Origin of the sequence: Acinetobacter sichuanensis (assembly GCF_003024515.2) — a bacterium.
Taxonomy (GTDB): domain Bacteria; phylum Pseudomonadota; class Gammaproteobacteria; order Pseudomonadales; family Moraxellaceae; genus Acinetobacter; species Acinetobacter sichuanensis.
Genome location: NZ_PYIX02000037.1, coordinates 1 through 16,211 on the forward strand (window position 1 = coordinate 1; position 16,211 = coordinate 16,211).

18 protein-coding genes and 1 tRNA gene are annotated in these 16,211 nt (G+C 36.5%); 14 read left to right on the plus strand and 5 right to left on the minus strand.

What is annotated here, in order from left to right:
• On the plus strand, positions 1-186 hold a 186-nt coding region (locus C9E89_RS23695; RefSeq protein ID WP_228199059.1), incomplete at its 5' end, for a helix-turn-helix transcriptional regulator.
• Here C9E89_RS23695 and C9E89_RS17150 read toward each other — a convergent pair.
• Together C9E89_RS17150 and C9E89_RS17155 are read right to left on the minus strand one after the other, a co-directional pair.
• Positions 176-1,414, minus strand: coding sequence for a tyrosine-type recombinase/integrase (locus C9E89_RS17150; RefSeq protein WP_107009555.1), 1,239 nt, complete (start codon positions 1,412-1,414; stop codon positions 176-178). The two genes, C9E89_RS23695 and C9E89_RS17150, sit on opposite strands and share 11 nt — an antisense overlap.
• A gap of 166 nt (positions 1,415-1,580) precedes the next feature.
• Positions 1,581-1,656, minus strand: a tRNA-Arg gene (locus C9E89_RS17155).
• Positions 1,657-1,843: 187 nt separating this feature from the next.
• Here C9E89_RS17155 and C9E89_RS17160 point away from each other — a divergent pair.
• From C9E89_RS17160 to C9E89_RS17200, 9 genes are all read left to right on the plus strand, one after another.
• Complete coding sequence (locus tag C9E89_RS17160; protein ID WP_107009556.1) at positions 1,844-2,776, plus strand: ABC transporter ATP-binding protein; 933 nt, start codon at positions 1,844-1,846, stop codon at positions 2,774-2,776.
• Complete coding sequence (locus C9E89_RS17165) at positions 2,776-3,549, plus strand: ABC transporter permease (RefSeq protein ID WP_107009557.1); 774 nt, start codon at positions 2,776-2,778, stop codon at positions 3,547-3,549. Before C9E89_RS17160 ends, C9E89_RS17165 begins: the two co-directional genes overlap by 1 nt.
• Positions 3,549-4,373, plus strand: coding sequence for an NADPH-dependent 7-cyano-7-deazaguanine reductase QueF (gene queF, locus C9E89_RS17170; protein ID WP_107009558.1), 825 nt, complete (start codon positions 3,549-3,551; stop codon positions 4,371-4,373). Before C9E89_RS17165 ends, queF begins: the two co-directional genes overlap by 1 nt.
• A gap of 23 nt (positions 4,374-4,396) precedes the next feature.
• Positions 4,397-5,047 (plus strand): hypothetical protein, encoded by a 651-nt coding sequence (locus tag C9E89_RS17175; RefSeq protein WP_107009559.1) that lies wholly within the window; start codon positions 4,397-4,399, stop codon positions 5,045-5,047.
• A gap of 220 nt (positions 5,048-5,267) precedes the next feature.
• The gene (locus C9E89_RS17180; RefSeq protein WP_107009560.1) at positions 5,268-6,116 is read left to right on the plus strand and encodes a metal-dependent hydrolase; all 849 of its coding nucleotides are present in this window, start codon (positions 5,268-5,270) and stop codon (positions 6,114-6,116) included.
• Positions 6,117-6,345: 229 nt separating this feature from the next.
• Positions 6,346-7,488 (plus strand): rod shape-determining protein RodA, encoded by a 1,143-nt coding sequence (rodA, locus tag C9E89_RS17185; RefSeq protein WP_107009561.1) that lies wholly within the window; start codon positions 6,346-6,348, stop codon positions 7,486-7,488.
• Positions 7,489-7,558: 70 nt separating this feature from the next.
• Positions 7,559-8,524 carry a lytic murein transglycosylase B gene (gene mltB / locus C9E89_RS17190; RefSeq protein WP_373431838.1) on the plus strand — a complete coding sequence of 322 codons (966 nt, stop codon included), beginning with the start codon at positions 7,559-7,561 and terminating at the stop codon, positions 8,522-8,524.
• 283 nt (positions 8,525-8,807) lie between these two features.
• Positions 8,808-9,419, plus strand: a complete 612-nt coding sequence (locus C9E89_RS17195; protein WP_107009563.1) for a septal ring lytic transglycosylase RlpA family protein — start codon at positions 8,808-8,810, stop codon at positions 9,417-9,419.
• A 253-nt stretch (positions 9,420-9,672) separates the two neighbouring features.
• Entirely contained in the window at positions 9,673-10,119 is a 447-nt protein-coding gene (locus C9E89_RS17200) for an Mpo1 family 2-hydroxy fatty acid dioxygenase (protein ID WP_107009564.1), read from the plus strand.
• 246 nt (positions 10,120-10,365) lie between these two features.
• Here the strand turns inward: C9E89_RS17200 and C9E89_RS17205 are convergent, their stop codons facing one another.
• On the minus strand, positions 10,366-10,914 hold the full coding sequence (locus C9E89_RS17205; RefSeq protein WP_107009565.1) for a DUF3465 domain-containing protein: 549 nt from the start codon (positions 10,912-10,914) through the stop codon (positions 10,366-10,368).
• A 69-nt stretch (positions 10,915-10,983) separates the two neighbouring features.
• Between C9E89_RS17205 and C9E89_RS17210 the strand changes: the two genes are divergently transcribed.
• Positions 10,984-11,589 carry a hypothetical protein gene (locus C9E89_RS17210; protein WP_107009566.1) on the plus strand — a complete coding sequence of 202 codons (606 nt, stop codon included), beginning with the start codon at positions 10,984-10,986 and terminating at the stop codon, positions 11,587-11,589.
• 57 nt (positions 11,590-11,646) lie between these two features.
• On the opposite strand, the gene tsf is transcribed toward C9E89_RS17210, so the two are convergent.
• The gene (tsf, locus tag C9E89_RS17215) at positions 11,647-12,525 is read right to left on the minus strand and encodes a translation elongation factor Ts (RefSeq protein ID WP_107009567.1); all 879 of its coding nucleotides are present in this window, start codon (positions 12,523-12,525) and stop codon (positions 11,647-11,649) included.
• A 142-nt stretch (positions 12,526-12,667) separates the two neighbouring features.
• Entirely contained in the window at positions 12,668-13,420 is a 753-nt protein-coding gene (rpsB, locus tag C9E89_RS17220) for a 30S ribosomal protein S2 (protein WP_107009568.1), read from the minus strand.
• A 218-nt stretch (positions 13,421-13,638) separates the two neighbouring features.
• Here rpsB and map point away from each other — a divergent pair, with 218 nt between their 5' ends.
• The 3 genes from map to C9E89_RS24050 all read left to right on the plus strand — a co-directional run bounded on the left by map (position 13,639) and on the right by C9E89_RS24050 (position 16,143).
• Positions 13,639-14,466, plus strand: a complete 828-nt coding sequence (map, locus tag C9E89_RS17225) for a type I methionyl aminopeptidase (protein ID WP_107009569.1) — start codon at positions 13,639-13,641, stop codon at positions 14,464-14,466.
• Positions 14,467-14,792: 326 nt separating this feature from the next.
• Entirely contained in the window at positions 14,793-16,019 is a 1,227-nt protein-coding gene (locus C9E89_RS17230) for an MFS transporter (RefSeq protein WP_107009570.1), read from the plus strand.
• Positions 16,012-16,143 (plus strand): hypothetical protein, encoded by a 132-nt coding sequence (locus C9E89_RS24050; RefSeq protein ID WP_265935933.1) that lies wholly within the window; start codon positions 16,012-16,014, stop codon positions 16,141-16,143. The genes C9E89_RS17230 and C9E89_RS24050 overlap by 8 nt, the downstream gene beginning before the upstream one ends.
• Positions 16,144-16,211: the final 68 nt, after the last annotated feature.

Genomic DNA, 16,211 nt, shown 5'->3' on the forward strand with positions numbered 1-16,211 from the left:
ATTTTAACAGTACCACAGACACTAAAGCTTCTTCAGATCTCACGCACTACTTTATATAGAATGTTTGAAAATAGTGAATTGACTAAGATTAAGTTTGGTGAAAATAGACGTTCTTCTATCCGCGTTAAGTTATCTGAAGAACTGGAAAAGGAGTATGAGAAACAAATTCAAGCCCTTATTGTTTAAGGGCTTTTTCTTTAAGTGAGTCTAGATAATCAGACCATGCTTGCATCATAATCACACGCTCATCCAAGTATTTTGTTCTGTTGTATGCCCTGCCGTGCATGTCTCGCACTCTATGTCCAAGTTGTTGCTCAATACGCTCAATTGGAAATTTTAAGACTTCATCTAATAAAGTTCGTGCTGTTGCACGGAAGCCGTGACCTGTTGTTTCTCCGTTTTTAAATCCTAAACTTTTTAATGACTTGTTAATTGTACTGTCACTAAGAATTCTAGTCTTGCCCCAATGATTAGCAAAACAATATTCTGAATTGCCTGTGATAACATGAAGCTCTTTAAATAGATCTAGGACCTGTTTTGAGAGTGGGACAATTAATTGTGTACCTGTTGAGTTTTCAGTCTTAGCGGGTGTATAGGACCATACTGCATTTTCCAAATCAATATCAGACCACTTTGCGGTGCGTAGCTCACCCGGTCTGACAAAGACATGCGGTAATATTCTTAATACATAACATGTAATGATTGATCCTCTATTATCATATTGATCTATCTTAAGAAGAAGTTGCCCCAAAGCATCGGGATCAACAATTGCTGAATGGTGCTTTCTTTGACCTGTCTTTAAAATACCCTGTATGTCGGCTGCGACATTTCTATCACATAAACCTAAAACAATTGCATATTTGAAAACTTGACTTGCTTTAGATCGCATACGTCTTGCAGCTTCAAACTTACCCTGTTTTTCATAAATCTGACAAACAGTTAAAAGTTCACGTGCTGAAATTTCATGAATTGGACGCTTACCAAGAGCATCGAATAAATGTTGATAAGAAAATGCATTACGAGAAACAGTAGATGGAGCAAGATTTTCTGTTTTCATGAATTCACGTGCAACATGCTCAAATGTATTTGAAAGTGCATTTTTAGCATTTTCTTCTTCTTGTTTTTTCTCTATAGATGGATCTTTATTTTCTGCAAGCATTTCGCGATATTCATCGCGATATTTACGTGCAGATGCTAATGTAATTTCAGGATATACGCCAATACTGAGTGTTGCTCTTTTTTTTGTAATTGGACGCACATAATCAAAACGCCAATAAGTTCCACCTTTTTTGTCTAAAAATAAGTATAAACCGCTACCATCAGATAGTTTTTTGATCTTATCTGGTGCTTTTTTGTGAGCTGCGATTTCCGCTTTGATCTTCGTGTCAGTGAGACTTACAACGAGTTTAGCCATTTTTAACGGTACATTTTTGATGGTTTTAACGGTATACCGTATAAAATACCGTAAAGACCGTGAAAAATTACGGTACATGATGGTACATAACGGTACAATGAGTTTTATTGAATGCTTTTAATATAAAGGGTTTTGGTACTAAATGGAACTAAAAGGAACATTAAGATGGTGCGCCCAGCGAGACTCGAACTCACTCCACAGGCTTCGGAAACCCGTACTCTATCCTGTTAAGCTATGGGCGCTTAAAAGAAGTGCGCACATCATATCAAAAATTTAACTTAGGTAAAGCATATATCGTGCATTCGCACACTTTGCTGCTCAAGCTTTATCCAACGTTCTATATCAGCAACGCACTATTCCTAGCATTACACTTGGTTTATTTATCAAGTTCGCTCACAATATACGCTCCTACATTCACGTGAGAATTTCATGGCTGATGCATTGACGTTAAGAGATTTATCTAAAACTTATCGAAATGGCTTTCAAGCACTTAAAGGGATCAATTTAACTGTTCCTGAAGGTGAGTTTTATGCTCTTTTGGGTCCAAATGGTGCAGGAAAATCAACAACGATTGGGATCATCAGTTCACTTACACGTAAAACTTCAGGTCGTGTAGAAATTTTTGGGCATGATTTAGATACACATCCATCCAAAGCAAAACAGTGTTTAGGTATTGTTCCACAAGAATTTAACTTTGGGCATTTTGAGAAAACTTTTGATATTTTAGTCACGCAAGCAGGCTATTACGGTATTCCTAAAAAACTTGCTGAACAACGTGCAGAAGAATATTTAGAAAAATTAGGGCTTTGGGAAAAGCGTGATGTCCAAGCCCGTATGCTTTCAGGTGGTATGAAACGTCGCTTAATGATTGCTCGCGCTATGATGCATGAACCTAAATTATTAATTTTAGATGAGCCTACCGCAGGTGTAGATATTGAACTACGCCGTTCAATGTGGGATTTTCTGACTGAAATGAATGAGAAAGGCACAGCAATTATTCTAACCACGCATTACTTAGAAGAAGCTGAAATGTTGTGTCGTCAAATTGCGATTATTGATCGTGGCGTGATTAAAGAAGACACTTCCATGAAAGCTTTTCTCAGTCAACTCAATGAAGAATCTTTTATTTTTGATTTAGAACATCCAATTGAACCTTTTCATATTGAAATCTTTGGTTTGACATTTAACCTCATTGATCCAATGACCTTAGAAGTAACCATGGATAAAGCACATTCACTCAATGATTTATTTCAACTTTTAGAAGCACAAGGCATTCGTGTGCGCAGTATGCGTAACAAATCAAACCGCTTAGAAGAACTCTTTGTGAAAATGGTCGAAAAAAATCTAGAAGGAGATGCGTAATGAATTTTACCCAACTCAAAATTGCGCTTTTTACCCTTGTACATAAGGAAATTCGCCGTTTTATGCGGATTTGGCCTCAAACCTTATTACCCCCTGCAATCACAATGAGTTTGTACTTCGTGATTTTTGGAAATTTAGTTGGTTCACGTATTGGGCAAATGGGTGGTTTTAGTTATATGCAATTCATCGTGCCAGGTCTGGTCATGATGGCAGTGATTACAAATAGCTATGCTAACGTTTCTTCAAGTTTTTTTAGTGCAAAATTTCAAAAAAGTATTGAAGAACTCATTATGAGTCCTGTTCCACTGCATTTAGTACTTTGTGGTTATGTGATTGGTGGCGTATGTCGTGGCATCTTAGTCGGAACGATTGTGACATTAATGAGTCTGTTTTTCACTGACTTAGCGATTCATAATATTTTTGTGACAATCTATACCGTTATTATTACTTCTTTATTGTTTTCTTTGGGCGGCTTTATTAATGCTGTCTATGCAAAATCATTTGATGATATTTCAATCATTCCAACCTTTGTATTAACTCCACTTACTTATTTAGGTGGTGTATTTTACTCAATTAGTGCTTTAAGCCCTTTTTGGCAAAATCTCTCTTTAGTGAACCCGATTGTATATATGGTCAATGCTTTCCGTTATGGTATTTTAGGTCATAGCGATGTTAATGTGACCTTATCCTTAATTGTAGTGACATTATTTTGTGCTGTACTTTATGGAGTCGCTTACTATTTACTTTCTCGTGGTTCAGGAATGCGTGAATAATGACTGTTGAACAATCTCTTTTGGGTAAAGATACCGATTACCCAACCACCTATCAGCCTGATATTTTATTTCCAATTTCACGTACTCAAGCACGTGAAAATTACCAACATGTAGAAGGTATATATAAAGGAAAGGACTGGTGGCATATTTTTGAAATCTCTTGGTTAAATCTTCAAGGGATTCCTCAAGTTGCAATTGGTCGCATGACTTTACCTGCTTCGTCTGAGTTTTTACTCGAATCCAAATCATTAAAGCTCTATTTTAATAGCATGAACTTTACTCAATTTGAGTCTAAAGAAGCATTTATTCAAAGAGCTGAAAAGGATTTGTCGCACGCTGCTCAAGCCGAAGTAACGCTGACTTTATTTCATGTTGATGATTTAGAAATTTCAAAACCTGAAGGGATTTGTATTGATGACCAACAACCTGACTGCCTAGTCAATCACCCTGATGCACGTCTTTTGGCTTTTGATAAAACAGTCAATGATGCTGACAAAAATGTTGAAATTCAATTATATTCACATTTATTAAGAAGCAATTGCCCTGTGACAGGTCAACCTGACTGGGGCACGATTTTTATTCGATATCAAGGTAAAAAACCTTGTTATCGCAGCATTTTAGCTTATATTATCTCTTATCGTCAGCATAATGGCTTCCATGAGCAATGCGTGGAGCAAGTTTTTGCAGATCTTTGGCAAAATTTACAGCCAGAAAAGCTGATGGTCTATGCAACATATACGCGCCGTGGTGGTTTAGACATTAACCCTTGTCGTGTATCAGATGAATCATGGATGCCAAGCCCTATTCGATTGGCGAGACAATAAGACAAAACATTGAGGTTTTAACAATGCCCTTTTTTGGTTTTGTACCATCAGATGAGCTTTTAAAGAACATCCAGACTGGTATTGAGAAAAAAAATTCTAATGAACCACTGTACCCATTACGTGACCAAACAGCACTTTTAATTAATGATGAAATTATTGATGCTTTATTGGTTCAACTTGTGCAGCGTTTCCCAGCAAGTGAAAAACGCGATACAGCTGAAAAGTTAGCGGGTTATGTAAAATCAACTGTTGCTGTGCTACTGAAGCAACTCCTCAGCAAAGCAGACAATAATGTTGTGCGCCAATCTGTGGAGTTTTCTGAACGTAGTTTATTTAAAGATCCAACAGGTGAAAATCGTGTAGGAACAACTTTAGATGCAAATTTAGTTACAAGCCTTAAATATAATTTTGCTGAAATTAAAGCAGGAAATAAAATTGATAAAGAAGCTCTAGCTGAACTATATAAACAGTTTGCTGATGCTGCAATTCGTCATTTTATGATTGATTTTAATAAAACTTTAGATTTAGGCATGATTAAACGTAAAGCATCTGATATCGGTGCTGCTGCCGTGACTAAAGCGGTACATATTGCGATCAATAAACTGATTCCAAATCTAAGTCGTGAAGAGCTTAAAGCTGTTGCTGAATATCACGATTCGTTGTTCTTCTCTTAATCATTTGTTGTTGTCATATAAAATGCTCTTTTTAAAAGGGCATTTTTTATCTCTTATTTTATTGCGTCTAAATCTCAGCATTTAATATAAAGCTGTTTCATTCACCCAATTAAAGATATAAAAAAATTTAAAGCCAATGTTTCATCAATCCACTCTGGCACATTAATAAAAGCTGCACTCTTACTCACCTTTTCACAAAATAAAAAAGATAGGTAAAGCCATGTTGAAAAATCTTTCAAAAAATGCCAAGCAATATCAACGACATTTACAATCTACTATTTCAATACGTAAAACACGTTTTGATGCGCAATACACTGAACGCCACTACACTCATGCAACTTTAATTTCGCATTTTCTAACTGCCTTATCGATCACTTTTCCACAAGGTGAACGTTTTTTTGTAGAAACTGTACGCAATGTGAGAGATCAAATTGAAAACCCTCGCCTTCAAGCTGATATTTCGGGTTTTATTGGTCAAGAAGCGCATCATGCTCAAGCACATGAACAGTTTAATCAAGCAGTACAATCGCCACATTATAATTTGATGCACTACAATGCTGCTTTTGAAAAAGAAATGAAACGTTTGAGAACCTTAACTCAGCGTCGGCAACTTGCTGCAACTGTGGCTTTGGAGCATTTTACTGCACTCATGGCAGGTTATATGTTGAAATATCCTGAGTTTATGTTTAAAGGTCTTTCACCAAACATGAAACAACTATGGCTCTGGCATGCTATTGAGGAAATTGAACATAAACATGTTGCATTTGAAGTCTATCAAACGATTTTTAACCATTTACCACAACGACGTAGAAGTATGCGCACCATCACGATTGGTTTTATTAGCAGCACCACGTTTATGACCGCAGACTTACTCTGGCAAGATCGCAAAAATAGCTTATATTCACCACAACAGCTCTTTAAAAACATCAAAGCACTTTATGGATTAGGTTTAATGATGCTACGTTTAAGTCCTGAATATTTTGCTTTTTATCGTGCAGACTTCCATCCTGAACAATTAGATCAACAAGAATTACTTGAACAAGGACGACAACTTTTAAATCCAAGTTAATTGGTATTGAGTCAAATCATTTTCTCAAAGCTTAAGAAACAACTCAAAGTGATCTTATTCATGAAAAAATTCTCTTTGTCTAAAATGGAGTGACACCCTATTACTATTTTTGATTTTTTAAACTTTGCTGCATTTTTAAACTTAATATGAATAGATCAGCCCATAGATTACCTTCAAGTCTTATTGTGATAGCATTCACAAAAGCTATTTCCCCACACGCTCATTTGCCATGTCACCAAATTCACAATACAAATTTTTACGCCAATCACCTCGTGATGGCTTAAGTACACGCTCCAGTATTTCGCGTTGGCAACGTTTACATATCGACCCTTGGCTGAGCTTATTTTTAATTCTCAATGCAATACTCGGGCTTGGGGTTTTATATAGTGCTTCAGCACAAGATTTGGGTTTGGTTTCAAAACAAGCAATGAGTTTTGGAATTGGTTGTCTGATTATGTTTGGACTTGCACAAATCCCACCAAAAGTATATCAAGCCTTTGCACCCTACTTTTACCTATTTGCTGTGCTGTGTTTGGTTGCTGTGGTTATTTTTGGTGAAATTCGAATGGGTGCTCAACGCTGGATCGCAATTCCTGGGGTTGGCAGTGTACAACCCAGTGAGTTTATGAAAATTGCTATGCCACTTATGGTGGCTTGGTTTTTAACACGTCAACCACTCCCTCCTCGTTTTGGTCATGTTTTGCTCTCTCTGGTTTTAATTGGTGTTCCATTTTTACTGATTGCAGAACAACCTGATTTAGGTACATCCTTACTGATTTTAGCCAGTGGAATTTTTGTTTTATTTTTAAGTGGATTATCTTGGAAAATGATTACTGCCGCATTTGCAGCGGCTGCCGTTATACTTCCTGTTGCATGGCAATTTTTACTCCATGATTACCAACGTCAACGTGTCATGACTTTGCTGAATCCTGAAGCCGATGCTTTAGGTACAGGTTGGAATATTATTCAATCAAAAACAGCCATTGGCTCAGGTGGATTTACAGGTAAAGGCTTTCTTGAAGGCACACAATCTCATCTACATTTTTTACCAGAAGGTCATACAGACTTCATTATTGCTGCCTTTTCTGAAGAATTTGGTCTGATTGGTATCATTATTTTGATTTTAATTTATTTTGCAATTATCTTCAGAACCTTCCAAATCAGTTTGCAATGCTTTCATAATTTTGGACGATTGGTTGCAGGCGCCTTTGCTTTGTCATTTTTTGTGTATGTATTTGTAAATGCAGGCATGGTCAGTGGTATTTTACCTGTAGTCGGCGTGCCATTACCATTTATGAGTTATGGCGGTACTGCAATTATTACATTAATGGCAACTTTTGGTATTGTGATGTCCATTCATATGCATCGCTAATTTACCCCCATAGAAAATTAGGAAAATATACTTTATGTTAAATTTTAGGCTTTTTCAAAAAGTAAGAAACATGGGTTTTTGTGCTGTGGCACTGTCTATTACCAGTTTTTGCCAAGCAAATGATTTTGCGAATGATCCGCAATATAACAATTTCAAACTAAAAACAATGCAAACATATGGGCTAAGCAGCGATCAAGTGGATTGGGCAATGAATGGCTCTCGCAATTTACCTAATATTATTAATATTATGAATCGCCCTGGTGAAAGTAAGCCTTGGTATCAATACAAAACTAACTTTTTAGCAGAAGGTACAATTCAGCGTGGTGTACGCTTTAAAAATCAATACGCAGATACGCTAAATCGAGCAGAACAACAATACGGTGTTCCTCAAGCGATTATCTTGGGTATTTTAGGGGTTGAAACAGGTTATGGTGCAAATAAAGGCTCTTTTGTTACACGTGATGCTTTAGCAACTTTAGGTTTCGGTTATGAACGCCGAGCACAATATTTCCAAGATGAACTTTCGGCGCTGATCGCATGGTCATATAAAGATGGTGTACCTACAAATTCAATCGTAGGCTCTTATGCTGGTGCTGTAGGCTACCCACAATTTATGCCAAGTAATATTCCATTATATGGTGTGGATTATGATGGCAATGGTCATGTCGATTTGAGAAACTCGGCTGTAGATGCGATAGGTTCGATTGCAAATTATTTAGCACAAAAAGGTTGGCAACGTAATCAACCGATTGCTTTTCAAGCACGATATACAGGTAATAATCCTGATGCTGTCATCGCCAAAGATTTAACACAACCAACCCCCTTTGGCGTACTTAAAAATCAAGGAATTAGCGCTCTCAATCCAATTGTTAAAATTGATGATTTAGATATGGTAAATGTCATTCAATTACAAGAAAGTTATGGACCGACTTACTACATCACTTACCCGAACTTTCAAGTAATTACCACCTATAACAAAAGCAGAATGTATGCCACTGCACTCTGGCTTTTAGGGACTGAAATTGTGAGTCGTTAAAACTTATTTTTCTTCCCGATTAAATAAGTCAAGATTTTTCTCATCAAAAATGGTTACTATTTAATCTTTTTAAATGATTAGTTACAATTACGGTTATTTTTTATACTGATTCTGTAAGTTTTTGTCCTTTTTGTAACTAATCATCAAATATTACTAGACACATTCGTTACTGCATGAATATTATCCCCTACCGTTAAATGTGGTTGCAAAAGTAAATTTACAGACCTGAATGATGAATTTTCACGTTTTGAAAATTTGGTTTTAGGTTCCCAGGAGTTAAACAATGCATGCTTCACTAAAATATATGATCGCCCTGACCATGGGCTTGAGTATGACGCAAGTCAACTCAGAAATGGTACAGTCATCATACTTAAACAACGATTCAGATAGTTCAAGTCTTGCTTCACGTGTTGTAAACAAAGACTCAACTAACTTTAATTCACACTTTTCAAACCTAAACAGTTTGTCAATTACTGAACGTTCAAGCGATAAAATCCGCCGTGACACCCTTGCTGCAAAAGTTCAAGTGCAAGACAATGAGCCTTCAGTCATTGATAAATTAAATGCTGTTGCATCAAATACTGTACGTAAGTTCAGCCAAACAGGTGTTGCCTCTTGGTATGGTCGTCAATTCCACGGTCGTAAAACAGCGAGTGGCGAAACATTTGATATGAATGAACTTACCGCAGCTCATCGCAGCCTGCCACTGAATTGCTACATTCGTGTAACAAATAAAAATAATGGCAAAAGCGTTGTGGTAAAAGTCAATGATCGTGGTCCATTCCATGGCAACCGTGTACTTGATTTATCTTATGGTGCAGCAAAACGTCTTGGCATTACCAACTCAGGCACTGCTAGTGTGAATATCGAACGTGTAGACGGTCCTAACTCTTAAAATTTAGCTCCCATTTAACGTGAAAAGCCACTTTAAACGTGGCTTTTTTAATTCAATGGGATTTTAATATTCACTTTATCTTTCATCTTTTATTACTCACTTTAAATTATTAATAAAACTACTTTTTAAAATACATTGGCTTAAAATCTCAAAACTATCAATATTTAGTCTTTGACCATTATTAATTTCTCGTTTATATTTGCCAAAAGTGCTTAAAAAATAAATGAAATAAATCTAGCGCACGGAGTGCAATATGAAATCTATAACTGAATGGTTCGATGAATATAGCGAAAGCCATCAGAATCCAACCAATAAAGTCATCCACTGGGCATGTGTTCCTGCAATTTTATTTTCAATTCTTGGGATTTTGGCACACTTTAGTGCTTTGCTTACTGCTTTAGTGATTGTCTTAACCTTAGTATTTTATACTCGCCTTGATCTTGTTCTTGCGGTTGCGATGACTGCTCTGATTGCAGTAATGGCTTGGGTCATTTATTTCCTTCCTGTCGGTGTTGGTTTTTATATTGGTGTCTTTATTATTGCTTGGATTGGGCAATTTTATGGTCACAAAATTGAAGGTAAAAAACCTTCTTTCTTCAAAGATCTACAATTCCTCCTGATTGGTCCTGTATGGTGCATGGATGCCTACCTAGGAAAAGTACTACCAAAATGGAAATCGCGCCAAAAACTCGCATTTTAGCGCAAATAAATAAGGGTTAAATTTCACTGTTAAATTTAACCCTTATTTTCTGATATAAAACGAGTCAAAAGATATCAAAAATTACATTTGCTCAAATTTATTATTGCTGTTTTACGCTCTAAAATATGCTGAGAAAATTATATTGATTTAAGATCAAAACAAGATAAAAAGTTACATTTTCACTCAAATATTTTATTCTTTTTTAAGCGCTCATTATATTCTAGAAGCTGTTACTTCATTTACAAATTAACGAGAAATTTGACTATTATGTTTTAACCAACCATCTTCATGATGCCGATTTGGATCATGATGTGTCCAATGAATCACACCTCCTTGCTCGCTATATTCATATTCACCAAAAAACTCCACCAAATCACCCTTCTGTAAATTTTCTAGCCTAGGTGCTAAATCAATATTATGTGCCACTAACACAGTCAGACCATTTTCTAACGCTAAAATAAATTTTTGATGACGTGAGCCTTCACGATCATCTTTCAATATTGCCTTCACTTTACCCGAAGACTGAACTTGTATATTACTCAATTTAGTCTCATAAGCTTGACGAATAGTATCTAAACCTTGCTGATTCTGATGATTTAGTGAGGAGTTTTTTGGTTGAATGATTTGCTTTTGTTCTGTTGAATTTTCAATATTTTCCACATCTGAAGATGTTGTAGTAGTGAATGATTGATCAACTTGTTCAAGACTTTTTTCTTGTTTTAAATCTATACCTAAATAAGCAACGACAAGTATAACAATAATTGCACCTATGCTTAGGTTGGTCTTATTTGCCATCGGTATTCATTCTATGCTAAACATTAGTTGCTTAAATTATATAAATTTTTCTAACAACGAGAAAGCCAAATGTCTGAACAAGAACAATTAAGAAACGTATTTATAGAAATTTTTCCTGATCTGAGGATTCAAGATTTTCCTGAAATCAATACTAAAGACTATAGCAATACATGGCTGATGGATTGGAAAACTAATTATGAATGTGCTCAGAAAATCATTGCAAGCTGTGAATTTTCAAATTTCAGTTGGCTTTTAGAACAACATTTTAAAGCGTTAACTATAGTAAAATCATCAGGATATAATGTTTCAAATATTTTAAAAGACATATTTTCCTATATTGAACAGTTTGAAGATCAGACTGATCATGCATTAATTGACTTGAATGAATTAGAATATGATGCTTCATTTTTTGACGAAGATGAGCTGAGTTTTGAAGAACAATATGCGATTGCAATCGATAATATTACATCAGATATTCTTCAACATAACTTAAACGTTATTGTGATAGAACATGGTGAAAATATTGATTTTATTTTAAGTCAGGCGACTTTTAAAGCTTTATCGAAATTAGAAAAAATACTCAAAATGATCTATGACAATAGTGATATCACACTTTACTATCATACACATCAGCAAGATTATTCATTTGAATTTTTATTAGAAAACCGAATATAAATGCTGAAAAAACCCCTCAATAATGAGGGGTCTTTTCATTTTACTGAAATAGTAAAATTATTGTGCAGCAGCAGCTTGAGCAGCAGCAACTTCGTCAGCGAAGCTCATTTCTGCTTTTTTCTCAATACCTTCACCTACTTGGAAGCGAACAAATTGAGCTACTGTAGTACCTGTTGCTTTCAATACGTCAGCAACTTTTTTCTCATTGTCAATCACGTACATTTGACGCTCAAGAACAACTTCGTTCAAGTATTTTTCAACTGAACCAGTAACCATTTTTTCAACGATATTTGCTGGTTTACCAGATTCAATCGCTTTTGCTTCTGCAATTTCTTTCTCTTTAGCGATAAGATCAGCAGATACGCCTTCAGCATTTACAGCAACTGGGTTGAATGCAGCAACGTGCATTGCAATACCTTTACCAGTTTCAGCATCACCTGTGTAAGCTACAACAACACCAATTTTTAAACCGTGTTTGTAAACTGCAAGGTTTTTGCCTTCAACAATTGTTGCACGACGAACTTGGATGTTCTCACCGATTTTTTGAACAAGTGCGATACGTGCTTCTTCAACAGTCGCACCATCTTCAAGTTTCAATTCAGCAATTTTCGCAGCATCAGTTTCGTTTGCAGCTAAAGCAGCAGCAGCAACTTTTGCAGAGAAACCAGCAAAGTTTTCATCTTTTGCAACGAAGTCAGTTTGGCAGTTTACTTCTAAAAGAAGTGCTTTGTTGCCTTCTTGAGCAATTGTGATTGCGCCATCAGCAGCAATGTTACCCGCTTTTTTAGCTGCTTTTGCTTGACCAGATTTACGAAGGTTATCAATCGCTAACTCGATGTCACCGTCTGCTTCTGTTAATGCTTTTTTGCATTCCATCATTGCAAGACCAGTACGGTCACGTAATTCTTTTACCATGCTCGCAGTAACTGCAGTCATGTTGTTCTCCTAAATACGGTAGAAAATTGAATTCTGTTAACAAAAACGGCCCAAACATGAAATCTGGGCCGTTTTGCTGTTTCGACGCTTAATTTGCCACCATTACATGTCGCAAAAATGACAAGCCTGCGTCAAAAACGCATTAAGCCTCAGGAGCTTCTTTAGCAGCTTCTTCGCCTTTAGCTTGTGCATTTGCTTGAGTTTGAGCGTATTCTTTACCAGCAATAATCGCATCAGCCATAGCAGAAGCATAAAGCGTTACAGCACGGATCGCATCATCGTTACCAGGGATAACGAAATCTACGTTATCTGGGTTAGAGTTTGTATCAACGATACCAATTACAGGAATACCAAGGTTCTTAGCTTCTTTAATTGCAATCGCTTCGTGGTCAACGTCAATGATGAACAATGCGTCAGGTAAACCACCCATGTTCTTAACACCGCCAAGACCACGTTCAAGTTTTTCCATTTCACGAGTACGTTCTAAAGCTTCACGTTTAGTAAGTTTAGCAAAAGTACCATCTTGTGATTGAGTTTGAAGATCTTTTAAACGGTTGATTGACTGACGAAGAGTTTTCCAGTTAGTCAACATACCGCCTAACCAGCGATGATCTACATATGGTTGACCAGCGCGTTGAGCTTGTTCACGGATGATGTTAGAAGCAGCACGTTTAGTACCAACGAATAATACTTTGTTCTTTTTGCTAGCTAGGTTGTTAACAAAGTTCAAAGCATCGTTTAACGCAGGAACAGTGTGCTCAAGGTTAATGATGTGAATTTTGTTACGCGCACCAAAAATGTATTGACGCATTTTTGGGTTCCAGAAGCGAGTTTGGTGACCAAAGTGCGCGCCAGCTTGAAGAAGGTCGCGCATGCTTACGTTGTAATCTGCCATTTTCTTTACCTTAAAGTTTGGGTTAAGCCTCCATATGTCCGCATTCTCCACCCTTACGGGCACCCAGAGGAATGTGTCGACATATGTGCGGATTTTTAAATTTCCAATATCAAAATCTTCAATGAAGTCTCAAAGAGAAATTCACGAAAAGCATTTGATAAATTGGGCGGCTATTTATACCATAGTCACATACAAATTTCCAAAAGTTTTTAAAGATCATGAACAGTACTTACGAAGCTCCCCGTCGATTAATCAAAACCCCAGAAGAAATTGAGAAAATGCGTATAGCGGGCAAACTGGCGGCAGAAGTTTTGGATATGATCAAACCGCATATCAAACCAGGTGTTTCCACACTTGAATTGGACACGATTTGCCATGATTATATTGTTAATAAACAAGATGCTATCCCTGCTTGCTTAGGCTATGGTGCAGCACCAGGTCGTCCCGCTTTTCAACATGTGATTTGTACTTCAGTCAACCATGTGGTTTGTCATGGCATCCCTTCTGAAGCAAAAATTTTGAAAAAAGGCGATATTCTTAATATCGATGTCACTGTGATTAAAGATGGTTATCACGGTGATACCAATATGATGTATATCGTGGGTGGCGAAACCTCTATTCTTGCTGATCGTTTATGTAAAGTTGCACAAGAAGCAATGTATAAAGGCATGGAAACTGTTAAGCCTGGTTCAACCATTGGTGATATTGGTGCAGCAATCCAAAAATATGTAGAGTCAGAACGTTTTGGTGTAGTCCGTGAATATTGCGGTCATGGCATTGGTACTGTTTTCCATGATGAGCCTCAAGTATTACATTATGGTCAACCTAACTCAGGTATGATTTTAGAAGAAGGCATGACCTTTACTATTGAGCCTATGGTCAATGGCGGTGATTGGAAAACCAAACTGCTTGGCGACAAATGGACAGTGGTTACTAAGGATCATAGTTTATCTGCTCAATATGAACATACATTGTTGGTTACTAAAACAGGTGTGGAAGTACTTACAGCTCGCCCTGAAGAAGATCTTTCTCGTTTTGGTCAATAAGTTTTGATGGTTTATTGAATGTTTTTTATTATTCAGTAAATAAAAGGTTATCTATCAGTTATTAGACCAATTCCCCCTTCTTAAGCAGTATGACTGTTTATCTAAAAAAAGAAGGGGGAATATTATGGTAGTTAAAATAAAAATTAGGCTTAAAAATAAATCATTTTTTATTTCTGTTTGAATTTCATTACAATATAGCCTTGTTATTGTTAAAATTTTATATAAAACCTTATCACTTTATTTTATCAATAAGTAAATTTTTATTCTGTCGTTTTGATGATTTTATTGCTATACAATCCTAAAAGTATACATTCAATGGATTGATTATGTCTCGCTCTTTAGATGATACCCAATTTTCTAAATCCCTCATTTATATGCTGATTGGTAGTGCATTTATTTTAGCGCTATCTTTAGGTATCCGTCATGGTTTTGGCTTGTATTTAGTACCAATGAGCCATGAGTTTGGCTGGAGTCATCAAGTTTTTAGTCTGGCAATTGCAACTCAAAATTTGCTTTGGGGTGCAGTGCAGCCATTTACTGGGGCTTTAGCTGATAAATATGGCAGTAAAATTGTGGTTGCTGTTGGTGGGGTTTTGTATTGCATTGGCTTATTGTTAATGTCGATCAGTTCGCAAGCTTGGATGCTCAACCTAAGTGCAGGTTTGATTATTGGTCTTGCCCTTTCTGCAACATCATTTTCAGTGTTGCTTTCTGCGGTTGGTCGAGCAGCACATCCAAGTAAACGTAGTATGGCAATGGGGATTGCCAGTGCTGCGGGTTCTTTTGGTCAATTTATCATGTTGCCAACAACATTATTAATGATCAAAAGTGTGGGGTGGTCAGCAGCCTTAATCATCAGCGCCATTTTAGTGGCTCTCGTTGTTCCTTTAGCTTGGATGCTCAAAGCGCCCGCTTATGTTGCCCCAAAAGCCGTTACACAGTCCACTCAAGCCAATTTAAGTTTTAAACAAATTTTAAAAATTGCATTTACACATAAACCTTTTTTATTTTTGGCACTTGGATTTTTAGTTTGTGGTTTTCAGGTGGTATTTTTAGGTATTCATTTACCGGGTTACTTAGTTGATCATGGTTTTGATGCTTCAAGTGGAACTATTTTTCTTGCTTTGGTTGGGCTATTTAATATTGTTGGCACTTATGCTGCAGGTTATTTAGGAGATAAATTTTCTAAACCTCATCTCCTCATGGGTATCTATGGGTTACGAGGTATTGCGATTGTAAGTTTCCTTGTCATTCCTTTAAGCACATGGACTATTTATACCTTTGGCATTGTGATGGGTATTTTATGGTTATCTACTGTACCATTAACCAATGGAATTGTTGCCAATATGTTTGGTATTAAATATCTCACTATGCTGAGCGGTATTGTATTTTTTACCCATCAAATCGGCTCATTTTTTGGTGGCTGGCTCGGTGGTTTAAATCACGATCTCACAGGAAATTATAATTTAATGTGGATCGGTTCTATTGCTTTGAGTATTTTTGGTGTAATCGTTCATTTTTTTGTTAATGAAAAGGCGGTAGTGAATGACTGATCTTGGCTGGCTTAAAATATCGATTGTATTTGGTGTCGTAGCTCTGTTTACACTCGCTGCGATTCTATGGAGTCATACACCTGAATTATTTGAATATTTCAATATGGCATTTTGCGCGCATTAAACTTTACAAACGTTTCTTATGTAAAGATAAGCGCGCATCGTTCACATCAGAAGTCTATCGCACTGATC